This window comes from Agrobacterium leguminum, from assembly GCF_015704895.1.
In the GTDB taxonomy this organism is placed as follows: domain Bacteria; phylum Pseudomonadota; class Alphaproteobacteria; order Rhizobiales; family Rhizobiaceae; genus Agrobacterium; species Agrobacterium leguminum.
In genome coordinates this window covers 1-21,314 of sequence record NZ_JADQWB010000027.1, presented here as the reverse complement: position 1 = coordinate 21,314, position 21,314 = coordinate 1, and the positions used below count along the sequence as shown (strand labels likewise).

General features: G+C 60.4%; 23 protein-coding genes. 10 read left to right on the top strand and 13 right to left on the bottom strand.

The window, feature by feature from the left end:
• Positions 1 to 277: 277 nt before the first annotated feature.
• Positions 278 to 2,017 (top strand): patatin-like phospholipase family protein, encoded by a 1,740-nt coding sequence (locus I3J13_RS24175; RefSeq protein ID WP_196380519.1) that lies wholly within the window; start codon positions 278 to 280, stop codon positions 2,015 to 2,017.
• Positions 2,018 to 2,071: 54 nt separating this feature from the next.
• Here the strand turns inward: I3J13_RS24175 and I3J13_RS24170 are convergent, their stop codons facing one another.
• Positions 2,072 to 2,974 carry a hypothetical protein gene (locus tag I3J13_RS24170; protein ID WP_196380529.1) on the bottom strand — a complete coding sequence of 301 codons (903 nt, stop codon included), beginning with the start codon at positions 2,972 to 2,974 and terminating at the stop codon, positions 2,072 to 2,074.
• 314 nt (positions 2,975 to 3,288) lie between these two features.
• Between I3J13_RS24170 and I3J13_RS24165 the strand changes: the two genes are divergently transcribed.
• From I3J13_RS24165 to I3J13_RS24145, 5 genes are all read left to right on the top strand, one after another.
• Positions 3,289 to 4,179: a metal ABC transporter solute-binding protein, Zn/Mn family gene (locus tag I3J13_RS24165; protein WP_196380518.1), complete on the top strand. Its 891-nt coding sequence runs from the start codon at positions 3,289 to 3,291 to the stop codon at positions 4,177 to 4,179.
• A complete protein-coding gene (locus I3J13_RS24160; protein ID WP_003523118.1) occupies positions 4,176 to 5,084 on the top strand; it encodes a manganese/iron ABC transporter ATP-binding protein in 909 nt (302 codons plus the stop codon). Before I3J13_RS24165 ends, I3J13_RS24160 begins: the two co-directional genes overlap by 4 nt.
• Positions 5,065 to 5,925, top strand: coding sequence for a metal ABC transporter permease (locus tag I3J13_RS24155; RefSeq protein ID WP_035260059.1), 861 nt, complete (start codon positions 5,065 to 5,067; stop codon positions 5,923 to 5,925). Before I3J13_RS24160 ends, I3J13_RS24155 begins: the two co-directional genes overlap by 20 nt.
• Positions 5,922 to 6,776, top strand: coding sequence for a metal ABC transporter permease (locus tag I3J13_RS24150; RefSeq protein ID WP_196380517.1), 855 nt, complete (start codon positions 5,922 to 5,924; stop codon positions 6,774 to 6,776). The genes I3J13_RS24155 and I3J13_RS24150 overlap by 4 nt, the downstream gene beginning before the upstream one ends.
• Positions 6,777 to 6,987: 211 nt before the next feature.
• Positions 6,988 to 7,161, top strand: a complete 174-nt coding sequence (locus tag I3J13_RS24145; protein ID WP_003499086.1) for a DUF1328 domain-containing protein — start codon at positions 6,988 to 6,990, stop codon at positions 7,159 to 7,161.
• A 56-nt stretch (positions 7,162 to 7,217) separates the two neighbouring features.
• Here the strand turns inward: I3J13_RS24145 and I3J13_RS24140 are convergent, their stop codons facing one another.
• On the bottom strand, positions 7,218 to 7,949 hold the full coding sequence (locus I3J13_RS24140) for an SDR family oxidoreductase (RefSeq protein WP_174058732.1): 732 nt from the start codon (positions 7,947 to 7,949) through the stop codon (positions 7,218 to 7,220).
• 197 nt (positions 7,950 to 8,146) lie between these two features.
• On the opposite strand from I3J13_RS24140, the gene I3J13_RS24135 reads away from it, so the two are divergent.
• Positions 8,147 to 8,920 carry an IclR family transcriptional regulator gene (locus I3J13_RS24135; RefSeq protein ID WP_196380516.1) on the top strand — a complete coding sequence of 258 codons (774 nt, stop codon included), beginning with the start codon at positions 8,147 to 8,149 and terminating at the stop codon, positions 8,918 to 8,920.
• 261 nt (positions 8,921 to 9,181) lie between these two features.
• Here the strand turns inward: I3J13_RS24135 and tal are convergent, their stop codons facing one another.
• Positions 9,182 to 10,147 carry a transaldolase gene (tal, locus tag I3J13_RS24130; RefSeq protein ID WP_003523123.1) on the bottom strand — a complete coding sequence of 322 codons (966 nt, stop codon included), beginning with the start codon at positions 10,145 to 10,147 and terminating at the stop codon, positions 9,182 to 9,184.
• Positions 10,148 to 10,340: 193 nt separating this feature from the next.
• Between tal and I3J13_RS24125 the strand changes: the two genes are divergently transcribed.
• Positions 10,341 to 11,339 carry a sugar-binding transcriptional regulator gene (locus I3J13_RS24125; protein ID WP_196380515.1) on the top strand — a complete coding sequence of 333 codons (999 nt, stop codon included), beginning with the start codon at positions 10,341 to 10,343 and terminating at the stop codon, positions 11,337 to 11,339.
• Here the strand turns inward: I3J13_RS24125 and I3J13_RS24120 are convergent.
• The 4 genes from I3J13_RS24120 to I3J13_RS24105 all read right to left on the bottom strand — a co-directional run bounded on the left by I3J13_RS24120 (position 11,336) and on the right by I3J13_RS24105 (position 13,407).
• Entirely contained in the window at positions 11,336 to 11,623 is a 288-nt protein-coding gene (locus tag I3J13_RS24120; protein ID WP_059759532.1) for a type II toxin-antitoxin system RelE/ParE family toxin, read from the bottom strand. The two genes, I3J13_RS24125 and I3J13_RS24120, sit on opposite strands and share 4 nt — an antisense overlap.
• 5 nt (positions 11,624 to 11,628) lie before the next feature.
• Complete coding sequence (locus tag I3J13_RS24115; protein ID WP_035228253.1) at positions 11,629 to 11,865, bottom strand: CopG family ribbon-helix-helix protein; 237 nt, start codon at positions 11,863 to 11,865, stop codon at positions 11,629 to 11,631.
• A 54-nt stretch (positions 11,866 to 11,919) separates the two neighbouring features.
• Positions 11,920 to 12,792 carry a methylated-DNA--[protein]-cysteine S-methyltransferase gene (locus I3J13_RS24110; protein ID WP_059759534.1) on the bottom strand — a complete coding sequence of 291 codons (873 nt, stop codon included), beginning with the start codon at positions 12,790 to 12,792 and terminating at the stop codon, positions 11,920 to 11,922.
• 132 nt (positions 12,793 to 12,924) lie between these two features.
• Positions 12,925 to 13,407 (bottom strand): DUF2244 domain-containing protein, encoded by a 483-nt coding sequence (locus I3J13_RS24105; protein WP_003523126.1) that lies wholly within the window; start codon positions 13,405 to 13,407, stop codon positions 12,925 to 12,927.
• Between the two features lie 37 nt (positions 13,408 to 13,444).
• Between I3J13_RS24105 and nth the strand changes: the two genes are divergently transcribed.
• Positions 13,445 to 14,227, top strand: a complete 783-nt coding sequence (gene nth, locus I3J13_RS24100; protein WP_196380514.1) for an endonuclease III — start codon at positions 13,445 to 13,447, stop codon at positions 14,225 to 14,227.
• Here the strand turns inward: nth and I3J13_RS24095 are convergent.
• Positions 14,189 to 14,926 carry a sulfate transporter family protein gene (locus tag I3J13_RS24095; RefSeq protein ID WP_080853583.1) on the bottom strand — a complete coding sequence of 246 codons (738 nt, stop codon included), beginning with the start codon at positions 14,924 to 14,926 and terminating at the stop codon, positions 14,189 to 14,191. The two genes, nth and I3J13_RS24095, sit on opposite strands and share 39 nt — an antisense overlap.
• A gap of 298 nt (positions 14,927 to 15,224) precedes the next feature.
• Here I3J13_RS24095 and I3J13_RS24090 point away from each other — a divergent pair, with 298 nt between their 5' ends.
• On the top strand, positions 15,225 to 16,058 hold the full coding sequence (locus tag I3J13_RS24090) for a MurR/RpiR family transcriptional regulator (RefSeq protein ID WP_125146079.1): 834 nt from the start codon (positions 15,225 to 15,227) through the stop codon (positions 16,056 to 16,058).
• 213 nt (positions 16,059 to 16,271) lie between these two features.
• Here the strand turns inward: I3J13_RS24090 and I3J13_RS24085 are convergent, their stop codons facing one another.
• The 5 genes from I3J13_RS24085 to I3J13_RS24065 form a co-directional block, all read right to left on the bottom strand.
• Complete coding sequence (locus I3J13_RS24085) at positions 16,272 to 17,846, bottom strand: FGGY-family carbohydrate kinase (RefSeq protein WP_196380528.1); 1,575 nt, start codon at positions 17,844 to 17,846, stop codon at positions 16,272 to 16,274.
• A gap of 63 nt (positions 17,847 to 17,909) precedes the next feature.
• A complete protein-coding gene (locus I3J13_RS24080; RefSeq protein ID WP_196380513.1) occupies positions 17,910 to 18,629 on the bottom strand; it encodes an HAD family hydrolase in 720 nt (239 codons plus the stop codon).
• A gap of 7 nt (positions 18,630 to 18,636) precedes the next feature.
• Positions 18,637 to 20,121: a mannitol dehydrogenase family protein gene (locus I3J13_RS24075; protein WP_196380512.1), complete on the bottom strand. Its 1,485-nt coding sequence runs from the start codon at positions 20,119 to 20,121 to the stop codon at positions 18,637 to 18,639.
• 61 nt (positions 20,122 to 20,182) lie between these two features.
• Positions 20,183 to 20,959 (bottom strand): L-iditol 2-dehydrogenase, encoded by a 777-nt coding sequence (locus I3J13_RS24070; protein ID WP_035228271.1) that lies wholly within the window; start codon positions 20,957 to 20,959, stop codon positions 20,183 to 20,185.
• A partial coding sequence (locus tag I3J13_RS24065) for a TOBE domain-containing protein (RefSeq protein ID WP_196380511.1) occupies positions 20,956 to 21,314 on the bottom strand: 359 nt, incomplete at its 5' end. The genes I3J13_RS24070 and I3J13_RS24065, both read right to left, overlap by 4 nt.

Sequence of the window (21,314 nt, the reverse complement as noted above, 5' to 3'; positions counted from 1 at the left end):
CGCCTTCCTCGCCCCAACTTTCTCGCTGGTGGCGAAGGGGCGTATTTTCTTGACGTCGGAGAGTGTGGCGAGGTTTCGCCCCCTTTATCTGTCGGCTTTCCCCTCCATAGATAGACGCTCGCAAGTAACTATCCGGCTTTCAGCGAACGGATCGCGTCAGTTTATTTAACTTTCAGTAGAATATACTGGCGATATCGCCTCAACTTGTGATACCCATTCTCCATCATTCGCATTGTGTTTGACGGCTTTCGATCAGGAGCCGCCGGGGGAGATACGCATGCCCGAGAATGAGCTTCCCAAATACCAGCCCGATATGTTCGTCGCACCTGAAAAGGAATGCGACGTGGTGATGAAAGGCGGCATCACCTCCGGTGTCGTTTATCCTTATGCCGTTCTGGAACTGGCGCGCCGGTATCGCTTCCGCTCGATAGGCGGCACATCGGCCGGGGCGATTGCCGCCGCTTTTGCGGCGGCGGCGGAATATTCCCGCACGGTCAGGAACGATCCGGATGGCTTCACCCGCCTGCAGGCTCATTGCGACACGATACCCACTATTCTGGACAGGCTTTTCCAGCCGCAGCGCCGTTTTCGCCCGCTGATGCGTTACCTGCTGTGGGCGCAGGCCGGCGGCTGGCCGGGCAAGGTTTTGGGCTTGCTCCTGGCTTTTCCGCTGGCAGCCATAGCTGGCATTGTCATCGGCGCCGGCGCCTTGTGGGTTCTGGGCGGCGGTTGGGCCGGGTCGGTTCTCGGCGGATTGGTGGGAGTGCTGGCCGGCATCCTCGGCCAGATCCTGTGGCTGGTTTTCTACCGGTTGCCAAGGGACGGCTTCGGTTTCTGCTCGGGACTAACGGTTTCCGATGCCGAGGTTCCGGGCCTGACGGAATGGCTTCACGCATCGATCCAGGACATCGCTTTCGGCAGCGACGCCGCAACCGCGCCACCGCTGACCTTCGGCGATCTCATCGGGGCGGAGCCGGAGAAGCCAGTCATCAACCTGAAGATGGTCACGACGAACCTGTCGATGCGGCGGCCGCACACGCTTCCGACCACCAGTCTCATGGTGGCTTACGACCCGGCGGAATGGAGCCAGCTCTTTCCCGTTGCCGTGATGAACTGGCTGAAGCAGATCGCAACACCGGGCGGCCCCTTTCCCGAACTCAAGGCTTTTCCGGAGCCCGCCCAGTTGCCGGTCATCATCGCAACGCGCATGAGCCTGAGCTTCCCGGTGCTGTTCAAGGCCATTCCGGCCTATACCAACGATCGCGGCACGCTGGATATCGTGCAGCGTCTCGGGGGCAAAGCGCGGCCCGTCATGAAGGCGAAAATCTGGTTCTCCGATGGCGGCATCAGCAGCAACTTCCCCATTCATCTTTTCGATGCCCTGCTTCCGTCGCGCCCCACTTTCGCGCTTAGCCTCGATGAATTGCCGAAATCCATCGCAAGTAGCGGCAAGCGCGTCACGATCCCGCAAGCGGCGGGCGAAGGGATCGGCGTGCCCGTTCACAAGATGGAAAAAATGAGCGGCTTTCTCGGCAGCATCCTCAGTTCGGCGAAGGACTGGCAGGATCAGTCGCTCGCCACCATGCCGGGCCAGAGAGAACGCATCGCCCGCGTTTTCCTCAACGAAGAGGAAGGCGGGCTGAACCTCACCATGCCGCCGGAACGCTCTGCGAAGCTGATGAGCTACGGCCTCGAGGTCGGGTCGCTCTTCGCCAACGGCGCGCTGGATTTCGACGAGCATCGCTGGCGACGGACGCTCGTTGCCTATGATCGGCTGGAAGACACGGTGTTTGCGACTGAGCGCCTTTGGAACGAAGGCAAATATCAAGACTGGTTGACGGGCTATATCGACGAGATCGAGAGCTACGAGGCCGTGACTAAGGGTGATCGGGAAAAGCTGATCGCCCGCATTGCCGCCTTTGTCGCCCTGTCGCAGAGTTTCTCTCCGGCAATCGTCAACAAACGGAAGAAATTTCCAAATCCGGCTGGCCGCCTGCGGATCGGGCCGGATATCTGACACGTCAGATGCGAGCCCCGGAAGGATTCGGGGAGAGAAACCGCCCTCGCCCGCTTAGTGGCTCGCGGCCTTTTTCTCCGAACCGGGTTCTTCCGCCGGCGCATTTTCGGCAGCCGGCTTTTCTTCCGCCGCCTGTGCGGTCGTCGAGCCTTTGCCGAAGATCAGCGATTTCAGATAAGACAGGCTGAAGATGCTGCCGCCATCGGCTTCCGGCGTCGAGGTCAGAAGTTCGTCGGCAGCCGGTTCGCCATGCGCTTCGGGAGACGGAGTTTCGCCATGATCAGCCCCACCGTCCTTGGCTTCCGCCGGCGCGCCGCCGTGGCCGCCCGCGCCGTCATCTTTGGTCTCGCCGTGTCCCGTCGCACTTTTCGCGGGTTTTGCTTCATGGCCTTCAGAACCGCCATCGAGAGCCGGGGTCGCACAATCGGCCGAATCGCTGAGGCTTGCCGCCAGCGCCTCGGCATCTTCCAGCGGCAGATCGATGCGCAGGCCGTAAAACTGGCCGCTGGCATTGGCGGCGCCATCATAATAAAAGGCCGAATAACGATGGGCATCCGCGCCTTCGGGAATTTTTGCCGGATCGGGAATGAAAACCACCTGTGCGGCAATGGCACGGCCACGCATTTCCGAGCGCAGCTGCGGACCGTTCTTGTCGAGCACGGAGACCTGAACCAGATCGGGTTTCTGCTTGTCGTAGACCGCCCTTGCGACACGAAGCGCAGTCTTCAGCCGCTCTGTGCCGTCACCGCCCTGGGTGCGAATGAATTTGCGGATCCATAGGGAACCGTTCTTGCGGATATTGACCGTTTGGACCGCGTCGCAGGAAAGCCCGTTGGTGGAGGCATAGGATGGGCCGAGCAGCCGCTCGCTGCCGATAAACACGGCAGCAGAGCCGGTCGCACCCGCCAAAAGCAGGATCCCGCCTCCAATCATAACGAGCTTGCGCGAAAACCGCATTCGTCCGAATACAGCTTTCACCCGCAACATCCTGACATCAAGTACCCCGTCTTACGCCCTCACCCCAAAACGTGGCTCGAAGGATGAGGAACACACGCGGGACAAGCTCCGGACCACGCTGTCCGAGCCTTGCGATAGTGCCGCTTTCTCATTGAAAAAAGTTTAATCCCGCCGGCGCAACACCGGCAAAAACGCACCATTTTCGGACATTTGCGAAATGCGCTAATTTGCGAATGATTTGCAATAGCGTTGACAAGCGTGATTTTATAACAGATGGTATTGCGAATTAATCGCAACAAAATCTGGTGAGCCCCGTGAACTTCCATAAAATCCGCCACGCCATTTTCGCTTTTTCGCTTTTTCTTCCCGGCGTCGCCCTCGCTCAGGAAAAACCGACCGTCGTGACGACCTTCACCATCATCGCCGACATGGCGCGCAATGTGGCGGGCGATGCGGCCGAGGTGGAAAGCATTACCAAGCCGGGCGCTGAAATTCACAACTACCAGCCGACACCGCGCGATATTCTCAAAGCCCGCAAGGCCGATCTGGTGCTCCGCAATGGCCTCAATCTGGAATTGTGGTTCGAAAAGTTTCTGGCCAATCTTTCCGGCGTGCCGAGCGTGACGGTGAGCGAAGGCGTGGAACCCATGGCCATCAGCGGCGGCGCCTATCAGGGCAAACCCAATCCTCACGCCTGGATGTCGCCCGATAACGCCTTGATCTACGTGGAAAATATCCGCAAGGGCCTGACCGAGATCGACCCCGCCCATGCCGATGTCTATGCCGCCAATGCCAAGGCCTATTCGGACAAGATCAGAGCCACCGTGCAGCCGATCCGCGACACGCTTTCCGTTCTGCCGGAAAACAAGCGCTGGTTGGTAACGAGCGAAGGCGCGTTTTCTTATCTCGCCCGCGATTTCGGCCTGAAGGAACTGTTCCTGTGGCCGGTCAATGCCGACAGCCAGGGCACACCGCAGCAGGTGCGCGGCGTGATCGACGCCATGCGCGAGCACAATATCCAGGTCATCTTCAGCGAAAGCACCGTTTCCGCCGATCCCGCAGAGCAGGTGGCCAAGGAAACCGGCGCGGCCTATGGCGGCATCCTCTATGTGGACTCGCTGAGCGAGGCGGACGGCCCGGTTCCGACCTATCTGGACCTCCTGCGTGTAACCAGCGAAACCATCGCCAAGGGGCTGTCTTCATGAGAATGGGCAGTAAAAAATCAGGCGGCGGCCTGACGGTTCAAAATGCGACAGTGACCTATCGAAACGGCCACACCGCATTAAGAAATGCCAGCTTTTCCATCCCCCGCGGAACGATCACTGCACTTGTCGGCGTCAATGGCGCCGGCAAGTCCACGATTTTCAAGGCCATCATGGGTTTTGTGCCGCTGGCCGCCGGTTCCGTCTCTATTTTCGACCTGCCGGTGAAGGAAGCGCTCCGGAAAAACCTCGTCGCTTATGTGCCGCAGGCCGAAGAGGTGGACTGGAGCTTTCCGGTGCTGGTGGAGGATGTGGTGATGATGGGCCGTTACGGCCACATGAATTTCCTGCGCATCCCCTCGAAACGCGACCATCACATGGTCGAAGAGGCGCTGAAACGCGTCAACATGCTCGACTATCGCAAGCGCCAGATCGGCGAACTCTCCGGCGGGCAGAAGAAGCGGGTGTTTCTGGCCCGCGCGCTGGCGCAGGAGGGTCAGGTGATCCTGCTGGACGAGCCTTTCACCGGTGTCGACGTGACGACGGAAGAGCAGATCGTCGCACTTTTGAAGGCGCTGCGCGACGAGGGCCGGGTCATGCTGGTCTCCACCCATAATCTCGGCAGCGTGCCGGAATTCTGTGACCGCGCCGTCTTCGTCAAGGGCACGGTGCTGGCATCGGGCAAGACGGCGGATACCTTCAACGAGGAGAATCTGCAAAAAGCCTTCGGCGGCAGCCTGCGTCACTTCGTGCTTGGCGGGGCAGACCTGCATAACGATGCCGATCCGCGCCGGGTGAAGGTCATCACCGATGACGAGCGGCCTTTCGTGATCTACGGCAAGAATGGCCAGAATGGGCGCGATCCTGAGGCTCCGAAAGAAAAAGTCGATGATAAACAGCCTTCTTGAGCCCTTCACTTATGGTTACATGCTGAACGCCATCTGGGTCAGCGCACTGGTGGGCGGCGTCTGCGGTTTTCTCTCGGCCTATCTGATGCTGAAGGGCTGGTCGCTGATCGGCGATGCGCTTTCCCATGCCATCGTTCCGGGTGTGGCGGGCGCCTATATGCTGGGCCTGCCCTTTTCGCTCGGCGCGTTCCTTTCCGGCGGGCTTGCGGCCGGTTCCATGCTGTTCCTGAACCAGAAAACGCGGCTGAAGGAAGACGCGATCATCGGGCTGATCTTCACCTCGTTTTTCGGGCTGGGGCTGTTCATGGTGTCGCTCTCGCCCACCTCGGTCAATATCCAGACCATCGTGCTCGGCAATATTCTGGCGATCACCGCCGAAGACACCATCCAGCTCGCGCTGATCGGCGGCATCAGCCTCATCGTGCTGGCGCTGAAATGGCGAGACTTCATGGTGGTGTTCTTCGATGAGAACCACGCCCGCACCGTGGGGCTGAAGCCGGAAGTGCTGAAGGTGATCTTCTTCACCCTGCTCGCCGCTTCCACGGTTGCCGCCCTTCAGACCGTCGGGGCCTTCCTCGTTGTCGCCATGGTGGTGACGCCGGGCGCCACCGCCTATCTGCTGACCGACCGTTTCGAGCGGCTGATCCTGATGAGCCTTATCATCGGCGCGGCCACCAGCTTCGTCGGCGCCTATCTCAGCTATTTCCTCGACGGCGCGACCGGCGGCGTCATCGTTGTGCTGCAGACCGCGATCTTCCTTGCCGCTTTTGTCTTTGCGCCCAAGCACGGGCTTCTCGCCTCCAGGGCCAAGGCCCGCAAGGCGCTGGGGGAAACGCCATGAGCGAATATCTCGAACTCGCCATGCTGCCGTTTCAGCTGCCCTTCATGCAATATGCCTTCGTGATCACTTTGATGATCGCGGTGCCGATGGCGATGCTCTCCTGTCTTCTGGTGCTGAAGGGCTGGTCGCTGATGGGCGATGCGGTTTCCCACGCCGTGCTGCCCGGTGTGGTGCTGGCCTATATCGTCAACATCCCGCTTTCCATCGGTGCGTTCATCGCCGGCATGATCTGCGCGCTCGCCACCGGTTTCATCAAGGAAAACAGCCGCATCAAGGAAGACACGGTGCTCGGCATCGTCTTTTCCGGCATGTTCGGGCTGGGGCTGGTGCTTTATGTGAAGGTGCAGAGCGATGTGCATCTCGACCACATCCTCTTCGGCGACATGCTGGGCATTGCGCCGTCGGATATGCTGGAGACGGGCCTGATCGCGCTTTTCGCCACGCTGTTTCTCGGCATTCTGCGCAAGGATCTGCTGGTCAACGCTTTCGATGCGCAACATGCGAAAGCCATCGGCCTGCCGGTGCGTGTCCTGCACTACGGCCTGTTGATGGTTCTGTCGCTCACCGTCGTCGGAGCGCTGAAAGCGGTGGGTATCATCCTCTCGGTCGCCATGCTGGTCGCGCCGGGCGCAATCGCCTTCCTGCTGACCCGGCGTTTTTCCGCCATGCTGCTGGTGGCCATTGCGGTGGCGATAACCTCATCGCTGGCAGGCATATGGCTGAGCTTCCTCATCGACAGCGCACCGGCCCCCACCATCGTCATGTTCATGAGCCTTGCTTTCGTCGCCACCTTCATCCGCACCACCTGGAATGCCCGCCGGATCGATGCGGCGCGTGAAACAGGTTTCTAGAGCATTTCCAGGAAAAGTGGAGCCCGGTTTTCCGTCCGGAAATGCGCCAAAACAAAGAGTTAGAGTGTTTTCGCTATTCGAAGAAAAGCGAAAACACTCTAAAACAACGATTTTTGCGGGCGTATGGAACATTTTCGCCTTTTGCGCGTCATTTTACCGAGCCTGTCGCGGGGCGGCGGGCTCGGGAAAATTATGCAAAAGGGGAAGCACCATGCTGAAGTGGGCTCTTATTTTCTTTGTTATCTCTTTGATCGCGGGCGTATTCGGCTTTACCGGCATTTCGGCAGCCGCGGCGGGCGTGGCCCGAATCCTGTTCTTCATCGCCGTGGTGATCTTCCTGGTCTTCCTCGTGCTTGCACTGATGGCCGGAAGCGCCGTCGTCTGAACGAAAAAGGCGACCGGCTTTTACGCCGGTCGCCTCTCGCATTTCCCTTAAAAAAATCAGCCTGTCCAGCCGCCATCGATCACATGGATCTGGCCAGTGGTGAAGCCTGCCTCATCAGAAGCGAGATACGTCACGAGTGCCGCGATTTCTTCCGGCGTGGCGATACGGCCCATCGGCTGGCGGGCGATGAAATCGGCCAGCGCCTGTTCGTAATTGCCGGTGGCGCGCAGGCGGTCATGCAAAGACGGGCTATCGACCGTGCCGGGGCAGATGGCGTTGCAGCGAATGCCCCTGGTGACGAAATCGGCGGCGATGGCCTTGGTCAGACCCACCACGGCCGCCTTGGAAGCGGTGTAGGCGAAACGGTTCGGCACGCCCTTCACACTGGAAGCGACGGAGGACATGTTGACGATTGCGCCCTTGCCCTTTTCCAGCATGCCGGGCAGGAAGGCACGGCAGGTGCGATACATGGCCTTGGCGTTGAGATCGAAGGAGAAATCCCAGTCCTTTTCTTCGCAATCGAGAATGGTGCCGGAATGAACGAAACCGGCGCAGTTGAACAGCACATCCGCATGGCCGATATCGGCGGCGAAATCCTTGACGCCATCGCCGTCGAGCACGTTCAGAACCCGGGTTTCCGCACCCTTCAGCGTCGAAAGCGCCTGTTCGTTGATATCGGTGGCAATGACGCGCGCGCCGAGCGATATGAAGCGCTCCGCCGTCGCCCGGCCGATACCTTGGCCAGCGGCGGTAATCACCACTGTCCGGCCGTTAAAATCCTGCACCATGAATAGCCTCCCGCTAAGGCCCGCCGCCCTTCGGGGACCGGACCGCTGAATTTCGATGATCTCAAATATGGATCGACAATTCATATGTAAACGCGGTATTCATATGGCGTCAAGCAAACTTGCGTGGATGTCGGCTATCGGGCAACCATATTTTCAGGCTGCCACCCGGCGACCGCGCAAAACACCATCGAGGCCAGATGACCGACGACGACAGCGAAAGATATCGCGCTCCCGCCCTCGACAAGGGTCTGGACATTCTCGAACTTCTGGCCCGCACCGATGGCGGGCTGACCCAGATCGAGATCGCCAAGTCTATCGGCAAAAGCCCGAACGAGCTTTATCGCATGCTGGACCGGCTGGTGCGCCGCGGTTATGTGCAGCGACTTGACGGAGACCGCTTCTCATTGACGCTGAAGATGTTCGGACTGGCGCATTTCCACGCGCCGATCCGCCGGCTGGTTTCTTTCGCCGCACCGGTCATGCGCGATTTTTCGGCGAGCGCCGAGCAGGCCTGTCATCTGGCGGTTTATGATCGCGGCAGCGTGGTCGTCATCGCCCAGCAGGAATCGTCCACCTATTGGGCCATGTCCATGCGGGTCGGCGCGCAGATGAGCCTGTTCCACACCGGCTCCGGCCATGTGCTTCTGGCCTTCCAGACGGAAGCGCAGCGCCAGATCATGATAACCGAACAAGTGCGCGGCGGCGGCGAAACCGTGCCGCCGGACCTTGCCGGGCGGCTGGCGGAGGTGCGCAAAAACGGTTTCGAATCCATGGACAGCCTTCAGACCGCCGGCGTGCGCAATATTTCCGCCCCGGTGCTGACGCTGGATGGCACTGCGCTTGCCGTCATCACCTGCCCCTATATCACGCCGCTTGGCGGCAAGGCCCCGACACGCGAAGCCTGTGAAGCGCTGATCCGCGAGGCGGCAAAGCGGATTTCCGAAGTGGCGACGGGAAACGGAAATTCCTGAAACGCACAAAAAAACGCGACCGGCAGGGACCCGATCGCGTTTTGAGTGACTGGAGATTTATATCTCTTAAACGCGGTGGGAGCATAAAATGTTCCGCCGACGTTAAAGACGAGGAGGCGACCTCCCCTTTTTCGTCATCCTCGGGCTTGTCCCGAGGATCTGCAACCGATTGATTTCACGCAACGTGAATAAATCCTCGGGACAAGCCCGAGGATGACGTCACGTGTGTGGCAAGGTAACCGGACGCCTTGGCTCCACCCCTTAAGCGGCGGCCAGCGTCAGTTCCTTGCGGACCATCTCGCGCAGCGTCACCAGATCCTTGGCGAAGAGGCGGATGCCCTCCGAGAGCTTCTCGGTGGCCATCGCGTCTTCGTTAAGCGCCCAGCGGAATGCCTTCTCATCGAGCGACTGCAGCGGCTCTGCCTTGATATTGTCGGGCGAAAGCTTGCGCTCCAGCTTGCCGCTGTCCTTGTCCAGCTCTTCCAGCAGCGCCGGGCTGATCGTCAGGCGGTCGCAACCGGCCAGTGCTTCGATTTCGCCGACATTGCGGAAGGAGGCGCCCATGACGACGGTGCTGATGCCATTGGCCTTGTAATAATTGTAGATGCTGCGCACCGAAACGACGCCCGGATCGGTTTCGGCGGTGTAGGTCTCACCGGTCGACTTCTTGTACCAGTCGAGAATACGGCCGACGAAGGGCGAGATGAGGAAGACCTTGGCTTCGGCGCAGGCAATCGCCTGTGCCTGGGAGAAGAGCAGCGTCAGGTTGCAGTCGATACCTTCGGACTGGAGAACCTCGGCAGCCTTGATGCCTTCCCAGGTGGAGGCGAGCTTGATGAGGATGCGTTCACGCTCGATACCGCGCTCCTTATAGGCGGCAATGATGTGGCGCGCCTTGGTGATGGAGGCTTGCGTATCGAAGGAAAGGTCGGCATCGACTTCGGTCGACACACGGCCGGGAACGAGGCCGGCAAGGGCTGCGCCCACGGAAATGGCGAGACGATCGGCAACGGCGGCAACCACGGCGTCGGACTGGCCGCCCTGCTTCTTGCCCCATGCGACGGCTTCCTTCACCGCATCGGCAAAGGCCGGTGTACCGAGAGCCTTCAGAACGATGGTCGGGTTGGTGGTGCAATCCACCGGCTTCAGGCGCGCAACCGCCTCGATATCGCCGGTATCGGCAACGACCGTGGTGATGGCGCGAAGTTGTTCGAGTTTGGACGTCATATCGAATGATCCTTCATGATCTCTTGAAAACTTGCTCTGCCGTCATTTCGTTCCCGCACCAAGGGTGCGCCCAAGGCCGAAATCGCGGTTTGTCCGGCTCCGACTATCGCAAGCGGCAAGGTCGAAAGTCAAGACATTTGCGCATCGCAATTGACATAAGTTTCACGCCTGCGATACTCCCCAAACATAAAGAATGGCGGAAACCGTGGCGAAACTGAGAAGAGAAACCCATACGGCCTATTCGGAAGCGGCTTCGCTGAGGCTGCGCGCCGCATGGCTCTATTATAATCAGGGCATGACGCAGAAAGACGTCGCGGAAAAACTCGGCATCAGCCGCTCCACCGTCATCCGCCTGCTGGACGAGGCGATGAAGCGCTCCGAAGTGCAGATATGGATCAACGAAGGCATCGAGGATTTCGTCGAGCTGGCCGGCCAACTGGAGGCAGCTTATGGGCTGGACGAGGCGGTGATCATCCCTTCCCCCGGCCCATCCCCGGACAAGGCGAACGCCGAAGGCACGGCCAAAGCGGTCGGGCTGGCGCTCGGGCAATTCCTTTCCGAAGCGGTGCCGAACGAGGCCACCATCGGCGTCGGCTGGGGCCGCACCATGACCGCTTCGCTTTCCAGCTTCCGCCCGCCGCGCCGGGAAAATTGCAAGGTCGTCTCGCTGCTCGGCGGCATCGTCGCCGTGCACCAGACCAACCCGCTCGATTACACCTGGCGGCTGGCGAGCGCGCTCGGGGCGGAATGTTACATGTTCCTTGCGCCGCTCCTGGTGGATTCGGTTGAGACCAAACGGGCGCTGATCGAAAAATGCGGGCTTGCGACGCTTTACGATCTCGCCGAAACGCTCGATCTCGCCATCGTCTCCTGCGGCGATATCGGCCCTCATTCGACCTCGCTGTCGGAGGGTTTCATTTCGAAGGAGACACTTCGGGAACTCATCGATGCCGGCTGCGTCTGCGATACCATGTTCAATTTCATCGATGCCGAAGGCCGCTCGGTCGATCATCCGATCAATCAGCGCGCCATGGCAATCGATCTCGATACGCTGCGCAAGGCCAAACACATCGTGCTGGCCTCCGGCGGCGCCCATCGCGCCATCGCCATCCGGGCCACGATCAAGCGGATCGGGTGCAATACGCTGATAACAGATGAGGCGGCGGCGCGAGCATTGATGGAGCTGGTTTAGGCTTCGTCGGGCCATTCGCGGGCGGCATGTTGCACGAACAGGATTTCGACCTGTTGCTCCGTCACGCGATAGGCGACGATGTAGGGCAGGCCGGAAATAACCAGCTCCCTAGTCCCTTCGATTTCGCCACTGCGTCCTAAATGAGGATTATCGGATAAAAGACGTGCCGTCGTCTGGTGAATTGCCCTAACGACTTTTACTGCCGCACGCGGATTACGCTCAGCGATATAGTCGCCTATAGCATCAAGCTCCCGGAGATAACGCCGCGTCCAAACCAACCGCACGCGTTTCAGGCCTTGGCATATTTATTCAGAACGACGTTGATCTCTTCTTCAGTAACAAACTCCCCGGCATCGGCCTCCGCCAACCCTGCCCTCACGCCGCTCGTCCATTTCTCCTGCCATGCGAGAGAACGTCCATGAGAAAGCGCATCTTCTATGATGCGGCTTGGAGTCGAGTTCGAGCGCTCGGCCAAGATATCCAGCCGGTGTTTAAGATCGTCGGGAAGTTCAATCGTGCTTTTCATGGGCCAAGAATAACCGATCCCAGGCAGATCGGCAAAGACAATCCAAGCCTCGCCTCACACCTTCCCCGTTTCCCAGCCGAGCATAGCCCGCTTGCGGGTCAGGCCCCAGTGATACCCCGTCAGAGCCCCGCTTTTGCCGACGGCGCGATGGCAGGGAACGACGAAGGACACCGGGTTGGCGCCGACCGCCGCACCAACCGCACGCGACGCGGTAGGCTGGCCGATATCGCAGGCGATGTGCGAATAGGTAACCGCGCGGCCCATCGGGATTTTCAGGAGACTTTCCCAGACCCGCACCTGAAAATCCGTGCCAAGCAGCACGACGCGCAACGGCCTGTCCGCCGACCACATGGACGGATCGAAGATGCGCGCGGCATAGGGCGCCGTCGCTTCGCGATCCTCGAGATATTCCGCATTTGGCCAGCGGCCGGCCATGTCCTCGAAACAGGCCCTTTCCTCACCCGGATCGGCAAAGGCGCAGCCGGCAAGGCCACGATCTGTCACCATGACCAGCGCAAGCCCGAAGGGCGAGGTGTGGAAACCGTAACGGATCGTCAGCCCACCGCCCTTGGCCTTCCATTCGCCGGGCGACATGGCCTCATGGGTGACGAACAGATCATGCAGGCGTCCGGGGCCAGACATGCCGACCTCGATCGAGGTTTCCAGCAGCGGCAAATCCTCTTCGCGCAACAACCTCTTGGCATGATCGAGCGTTACGGCCTGCAGGAATGCCTTGGGCGAAAGGCCGGCCCAGCGGGTGAAGGTCTTCTGCAATTGCGTCGGCGACTGGCCGAGCTCTGCGGCAATGGCTTCGAGGGAGGGCTGCTCGCGATAATCCAGCGTCAAAAGCTCGATAACCCCGCGCACCGTGTCGTAATCCGTTCCGATGGGGGTGATGTCTTCGTTCAGCGTAATATTGGCGTTCATCGCAAATCTCCTAACGGGTAAGAGAAAACCATTAAAGCGACTTCGTCTCCACCCGTTTCTTGCGCCGTGCTCCGTTTCTACCGTCATACCGGCCCTGAGCCGGAATGACGGATAGTGAGCGGGACTATCCGTTCACATCCGCCGCCGCACAGTCGCCAGCGCACCGCCAAACGCCTTCGCGAAACTTTCCCGGTCATCCGGGTTGAGAAACGAACCGATATCGGTCGCCCGCCCCTCGCCCGTCACATGCATGGAGACGATGCCGATCTCGTCATGCCGCCTCACCCTGAAGCGCGCCCAGAAGGGATTGAAGCGATGCTCCACCATCCGCCCGGCCGGAGAAAATTTGCGGATCGACAGGCTGGTGCGCGAGACGCTGACCTCTTCCCGCGCCTTCGCCGCCCGGTAATTGGCGCGGAAGGCGGCATAAAGCAGCAGGAAATCCAGCCCGAAGAACAGGCCGACCGGCCATGCCCCGGTGGCGAGGAAAAAGCCGCCATAGACAAGGCAGGCCAGGCCGGAGAAAAGCAGGAGCAGCCGGAAACCCCTTCTGCCAAGCGAACGGTGCGGAACGAGTTCCGCCGCGAAAATCGGCTGGTCGTTGAGCGTATCCACGTTGCTTTCCTCAAGGCGGGCTGGCTATAGATAGTCCATGACAGTCGCCAAAAAACGATCCAGCACCCAAACATTGAAAAAGTCAAATCCGGCATCCGCGCGCAAGCCGGCGCGGGTGAAAACGGCCTATTCCAAGGACGAGCTCACCGAGATTTTCCGGCGTTTTTCCATTCAGCGGCCGGAGCCGAAAGGCGAGCTGGAACATACCAATCCCTTCACCCTGCTGGTGGCCGTGGCGCTTTCCGCGCAGGCGACCGATGTGGGCGTGAACCGGGCCACACGCGCGCTGTTCAAGGTGGCCGATACGCCGGAAAAGATGCTGGCGCTCGGCGAGGAAGAACTGATCGGCCATATCAAGACCATCGGGCTTTACCGCAACAAGGCGAAAAACGTCATCGCCCTGTCGCAGATGCTGATCGACAATTTCGACGGCGAGGTGCCGAAAACCCGCGAGGAGCTGGTGACGCTGCCGGGTGTGGGCCGCAAGACGGCCAATGTGGTGATGTCCATGGCCTTCGGCGTGCCCACGCTTGCGGTGGATACACATGTGTTCCGCATTGCCAACCGGCTCTGTCTTGCGCCGGGCAAAACCCCTGACGAGGTTGAAGACCGGCTGATCCGCATCATTCCCGAACAATATCTGTTCCATGCCCATCACTGGCTGATCCTGCACGGGCGTTATTGCTGCAAGGCGCGCAAGCCGGAATGCGAACGCTGCGTGATTGCCGATATCTGCAAATCGCCGGAAAAGACCTTCGATATTCCAGCGCCGCTGGTGGAATTACCCGCGCAGCTGTTCGGTGCGGCCGGCGGCGAATGAGGGATCGCGCCGGCTGACGGCCTTGTGCAGGTGCACCATCATCGAGGCGGCAAAAAGCGGCGTCAACAGGTTGAGGAACGGCACCGCCAGGAAGGCCGCTATCACCAGCCCGGCCATGAAGACGGTGGTGCGGTGCTTTGAACGGAACAACCTCGCTTCGGCGGGCGAGCGGAAACGCATCGCCGCGAATTCGAAGAATTCCCGGCCGAGCAGATAACCGTTCACCAGAAAAAACGCGATGAGATTGATACCCGGCACCAGAAGCAGCAACAGCGCGACAAGGTTGCCGGCAATAACGACCCCGAAGAACTTGATGGACGACAGCACGGCCTCGCCGACCGGCATCGCCTTGCCCGGCGGATCGTTCGGATAGTTCTTTTTCTCAACCACTTCGGCGACATCGTCGAGAAACAGGCCGGCAATGACGGCGGTGACCGGCGAAATGAGCAGCGCGAGCGCCAGCGCCAGCCCGATGCCGGCGAAAATGGCGAAAACGAAAGTCAACCAACCCGCCCAGTCCGGCACGCCGGGGATCAGCGTATCCACCCACGGCAGGGCGAAATAAATGAAGATCGAGCGGATGGCGAACCACAGCGCCGCAAGCACGAGAAGCGTGAGCCCCAGAACCTTCCAGAAGACCGACCGGGTTTCGGCGGCAAAGAGATTGTGGAAGGCAAGCCTCGCCGCATCAAAAATCATCCGGAACTCCTCGACGCCTTTCGCGTTGAAACACACTTACCAGACGAGAGATAAGCGCTGCCCGCCCGCTCTGCAAGACGGACGGAAAGATGCCAAATGGCTGGGTTTAAACCGCAGATGGAATTTCTCTTGAATAAAAGGTATCTCTAAAATATAATAATATACCTATTACATTTCGCATTCCGGTCCGGTGGAGGACAAGGCCGGAAAAGCTATCCCCCACCGTCAAATTGCGGTTCGCACGCTCGTTTGCGCGCGCGCATGCATCATCGTTCAATAAAGATAAAAGAATGAGGCGTTGGTGGAAAAGCTGCTGTTGAACCTTACGCGCGCCATGAAGGCAGGCACCCCTTCAGAGCGCAAGATCGCCAAATATCTGATCGAACATCTGGACGAATTGCCGTTCGAGACGGCGCAGACGCTGGCCGCCAAGCTCAGCCTCAGTCCGATGACGGTCGGCCGTTTCCTGCGCTCGCTGGGATACCGGCAATTCAGCGATATCCGCGCCGATCTGCGCCATGCCGAAGAAACGGCGGGCGCGGACCAACCCGCCATGGCCGAAGGCGGCGAACGCCATTCCAACCCGTTTTCACAGCTTCTGTCGCAGCAGATTCAGGCCATCCAGACCGCTTTCGACATGACCACCCAATCGATCTGGCGGGTTGCCATGAACGAGATCGCCACGGCGGGCAATGTTTTTCTGGCAACCTCTCCGGAAGGTCTCGATGCCGGGCGGCATTTTTACGGGCGGCTTCTGGAGAGCCGGGGCCATATCCATTATCTCGGCAGCGACAGCGCGGCCTATGTCGCCCTGTGGGATTTCGACCCCGCGCAGGCGCTGCTCGTCATCATGGATTGCGGCGGCGCCCTGTCGCCGCTGCAACGCCTGTCGGCAATGGCGCGCAAGAGCGGCTACAGGACATTGCTGATCACCACACGCTTTTATGAATGGGGACCGGAAAGCGCCGATCTCTGCCTTGCCATGCCGCAGGCGCAGAATGGCGGCCAGGGCCTGCTGCAACTGGTCTCCCTGCTGGAATTCACCCTCTGTGCGCTTGGCGCCAGCGCCGATGACAGCGGCAGGGCAAGGGCAAAGAACCTCACGGCCCTGAAACGCTCGCTGCGCAGTTGATTGCGTTTGGCGGCAATACGGGGCCGAGGGATCGAGTGGTTACCGCTCGTTTTTTCTCCTCGTCGGGGAGAAGGTCGCGGCAGCGGGATGAAGGGGCTAGAGTGCGTTTTATCGCTGGCGTTCCCCCTCATCCGGCCCTTCGGGCCACCTTCTCCCCGGCGGGGAGAAGAAATGAGCGGCAACCGTCAACGCCTGTCATTAGCCTTTAGATAATCAAAGGCTTTCGAGTTCCTGACGATGGCGGTGCATGGCGAGAAAACGGCGATAATCCCGCTCATAACGGGGGCCACGCGCCGGATTGCCTGATATTTCCGCGTTGCCTGGATACATGGCGGCCCCTGCTGCCGCAAGGTTCGCATGCACCCCGCCGGCCGTCGCCGCCGTCATCGCCGTGCCGAGCAGCACCGCATCGGCGGTGGCGGGAACGACGATGCGCTTGCCCGTCACATCGGCATAAAGCTCCATCAGCAGCGGGTTCTTCACATGCCCGCCGGTAACGTGCAGGCTTTCCACCGCATAACCGAAACGCTCCATCGCATCGAGCACATGGCGCGCGCCGAGCGCAATGGCGACGGCTGTGCGCCAGTAAAGACGGCAGAGACTGTCGAAAGACGTATCCAAAGTCAGCCCGCTGATGACGCCGACGGCGTGCGGGTCGGCAAGCGGCGAGCGGTTGCCGTGGAAATCCGGCAGCACATGCAGCCGCTCGGCGAAGGCCTCGCCCTCAAGCGCGCGCAATTCCGTTACCCGCGCAACGATGCGGGCATGCAGCGCCGTATCCGGCTCACCGCCAGCCGCATGCATGCGCACGATATGGTCGAGCAGCGCGCCGGTGGCCGATTGCCCGCCCTCCACCAGCCAGTGACCCGGCAGGATCGCCTGCCAATAGGGACCCCAGAGGCTGTGGCCGGGCATCTGCCGCTCAGACATGGCGACAAGGCAGCTCGATGTACCGGCGATCAGCGCCACATGCCGGCCCACATCCGCAGACAGGCAGCCGCCCAATGCGCCGAGCGCGCCGGCATAGGCGTCGATCATGCCCGCCGCCACCTGGCAGCCGGTATCGAGACCCAGTTCGGCGGCAGCTTCGGGCGAAAGCGGGCCGATGCTTTCCCCCGACATTACCGTGGTGTCGGGCAGCCCTGCCCGCTCTCTCAAATCGGCAAGGCCCGCCAACTCGAGATAATCCGCCTGCCAGCCGGGATTTTCCTGCGCCAGAAAATTCCACTTCGCCGTCTGCGTGCAATTTGAACGCTGCGCTGAACCGGTCGCCTTCCACGTCAAAAAATCCGCCAGATCGAAAGCGAAGGACATGCGCGACCAGCTTGCCGGCATATGCGTCTTCAGCCACATCAGCTTCGGCATCTGCATTTCCGGCGAGACGCTGTTGCCGGCGAAATCCAGCACCCGGTGGCCGGATGCCGTCAGCCGGTCGGCCTCGTCGATTGCCCGATGATCGAGCCAGACGATGGTGTCGAACCGGTCTTCACCGGTAACGGAAACCGAAACCGGCTCACCCCGCCCATCGCGGATGACCAGCGAGCAGGTGGCGTCGAAACCGATGGCGGCGATGCTTTGCGGCGAAACACCGGCCTCGGCAAGCGCCGCCCTCACCACGATGCAGACCGCGTTCCATATGTCGGTGGAATCGTGCTCGGCGTGGTTTTCCTGCGGCCTCCGCATCAGGATCGGATGGGTGGAGCGGGCAAGCAGCCGGCCGGCCGGATCGAAAATGCCGGCCCGGGCGCTGGCGGTGCCGACATCGACAGCGACGAGATTTTGACGCATCAAGACTGCAATTCCATCCCTTGCGCAACGACCCGGCGACGACGGCAGCAGGCAGAGTCCCGCTCAGCCTGCATCGCGTTCCGCCCGCCTGTCAAAACCGCCCTTCCCCACATAATTACCGACAAGTTGGACCAAATCCGGCATCGCGTCAAACACCGCATCCGCGCCAAGCCCGGCGATCTTTTCACGGAATGCGGGAAAGCGCGCATGCGAACCGCCGGTAAAGGCAAAAACACCCATACCCGCGGCCTTTGCCGCGGCAATGCCGGCCGGGCTGTCCTCGATCACGATGCAGTGACGCGGCTCGACGCCCATTTCGCGCGCCGCATGAAGAAAAAGATCCGGCGCCGGCTTGCCGTTCTTCACCATCGTGGCGCTGAAGACATGCGGTTCGAATTTGTCGATCAGGCCGGTCAGCCCCAGCGAATAACGGATGCGTTCCGGCTGGCTTGAGGAAGCGACGCAGCGCCGCAGCGGCAGGAGCCTGTCCAGCGTTTCGCCAATGCCGTCGATCGGCCGAAGCTCGGTGCGGAAACGCTCGAACAGCGTCGCCCGCATATGGTCGAGAAAATCGATGTCGGTTTCGACACCGTAATCCTCAAACAGCGTCGCCGTCATGCTGGCGACGCTGCGGCCGAGGAAGCGCTCATAGGCCTCTTCCTCCCCCATCGTCACGCCGAGATGGGAGAGCATGTCGAGAAGGACGGAGATGGAGACCGGCTCGCTATCGACGAGAACGCCGTCGCAGTCGAAAATCAAAAGGGGCCCGGTCTCGTCTTCCATCTCTCAGTCACTTTTCAGCCAGCTTGTCATCCAGATAAAGCTGCAAGGTCTTCGCCGTGCCTTCTTGCCACAGCGTCTTCAATGCATGGGCAAAGCGTTTACGGAAAAGCTCCGATTCGGCAACCTCCCCGAAAATATCGCCAAGCGCGAGGAAGGCCATCGGATCGTCCTTGGCCTTGATCGCCGCAGCTTGCAGCCGCTCGGCGCTGGCATCGTTGAAGGCGATTTCCTTGCCGCTGTCGGAAGTGCCCTGGAAATAACGGCACCACAGCGCCGAAACCAGCGAAAGCCCGACGATATCCTCGCCGCGCGCCAGACGGTCGACGGTGGATGGCAGGATGAATTTCGGCTGGCGGTTGGAACCGTCCTGCGCCAGACGCGGAATGGTGTCGCCGATCTTCGGATTGAGGAAACGCCGCTCGATCAGGGCGAAATAATCGGCGAGATTCGTATCGGGAACCGGCGGAATGACCGGAATGATCTCTTCATTTTCCAGCTTTGCCAGAAATGCCCGGATCAACGGATGTTCCATCGCTTCATGCACGAAATGAATGTCGAGCAAAGCCGCCGGATAGGCGATTGCCGCGTGGCCGCCATTGAGGATGCGGATTTTCATGTGCTCATAGGGCGCAACGTCCCTGACAAACTGTACGCCGGCCTTTTCGAGCGCCGGGCGACCGGCGGGAAAATTATCCTCCATCACCCATTGCTTGAACTCCTCGCAGAAGACCGGCCAATTGTCCTCGATGCCGAAATCGTCGCGGGCGATATTGCGTTCGCGCTCGCCGGTAGCAGGCGTAATGCGGTCGACCATGGAGTTGGGGAAAGCGACATTTTCGCCGATCCAGTTGGCAAAGGCCGGATCGGACAGGGCCGCGAGCCCGACCACGGCATTTTTCGTGACCTTGCCATTATGTGGAATGTTGTCGCAGGACATGACGGTGAAGGGTTGCAGCCCCTTGTCGCGCCGCGCCTTCAGCCCGGCGACGATGAGGCCGAACACGGTTTTCGGCAAAGCCGGGTTCTTGCCATCCTCGGCAATGGCCGGATGCTGCGGGTTGAAGGAACCGGAAGCATCGATGAAATAACCGCCTTCGGTAATCGTCATTGAGACGATGCGGATTTTCGGATCGGCGAGCGTATCGATGATGGCCTTTGTATCGCCAACCTTCAGAATGTCGATCATCGGCCCGGTGACGCGCGCGCCGGTGCGGTTATTGTCCTGCTCCACCACCGTGGTCAGAAAGTCCTGCGCAGCGAGTTTCTCACGCATCACCGCATCGGACGGCAGAACGCCCGCGCCGATGATGGCGAAGTCATGGTCCGTTCCGGTGTTGAAGAGGTCATCCAGATAAACCGCCTGATGGGCGCGGTGGAAATTGCCAACGCCGAAATGCACGATGCCGGCGGAAAGATCGGTCCGGGAATAGGCCGGAACAGCCGCGGTTTTTCTGGCGTCGTCAAGCGTTGCGAGGGAGAGTTTGCATGTCATGTCACGATCCTCGGAGGGGAAACGTTGTTCGTGCCAAGGCCGGGCGGCAGGCGCCCGATACTCAGCTCATCCAGTTGCCGCCATCGACATTATAGGTCTGGGCGACGATGTATTGTGCCTCATCGGAGGCAAGGAAGATCGCCATGCCGGTCAGGTCTTCGGCACGGCCCATGCGGCCGAAGGGCACGGCCTCCCCGACCAGCCGCTTCTTTTCACCGGCCGGGCGGTTTTCATATTTCGCAAACAGCGCATCGACGCCGTCCCAGTGCTCGCCATCGACCACGCCCGGCGCAATCGCGTTGACGTTGATGCCGTGCCTGATGAGATCGAGCCCGGCCGACTGGGTGAGGCTGATGACGGCGGCCTTGGTGGCGCAATAAACCGCCACCAAGGCCTCGCCGCGCCGGCCCGCCTGGCTTGCCATGTTGATGATCTTGCCGCCTTTTCCCCGAGCAATCATTGTTTTTGCGGCAGCCTGCATCATGAACAGCGTGCCGGACACATTGATCGAAAACAGCCTTTCGTAGCTCTCGCGTTTGATCTCGACAATCGGCGCCAGATCGAACAGCGCGGCATTGTTGATAAGGATATCGAGCCCACCCGTCTGGCCTTCCACCGTGCGGATGGCGGTGTCGATGGAATGCTGCTTGGTCACGTCGAGTTCGACGGCATAGGCGTTCTCGCCGATCTCGCGGGCGGTCTTGCTGGCGCGCTCGAAATCGATATCGGCAATGGCGACGGTTGCTCCCTCGCGTATATAGGCCTCCGCAAAGGCGCGGCCGATGCCGCGCGCCGAACCTGTTATAAGCGCGGATTTACCTTCCAGTCTTCCCGTCATATCGCCTTACCCTTTTCTTCGAACCTGTGGATCTTTGTCTCGTCGGGCGTAATGAAGACGGTATCGCCGTGTTTGCATTCGAACTCACCGTCCGTGCGAGCGGTGATCGGCCCGATACCGTCGACCTCGAGATGCAGGAAGGTATCCGATCCGAGATGTTCGGCCACCGTCACCTTGCCCTGCCACAGTCCGCTTTCTTTCGACAGCACCAGATGCTCGGGCCGCACGCCGGCGGTGGTGGCACCTTTTTGGCGGGCATAATCGCCGGTCACCAGGTTCATGCGCGGCGAGCCGATGAAGCCGGCGACGAAGAGGTTGGCGGGGGAGCGGTAAAGCTCCATCGGCGAGCCGACCT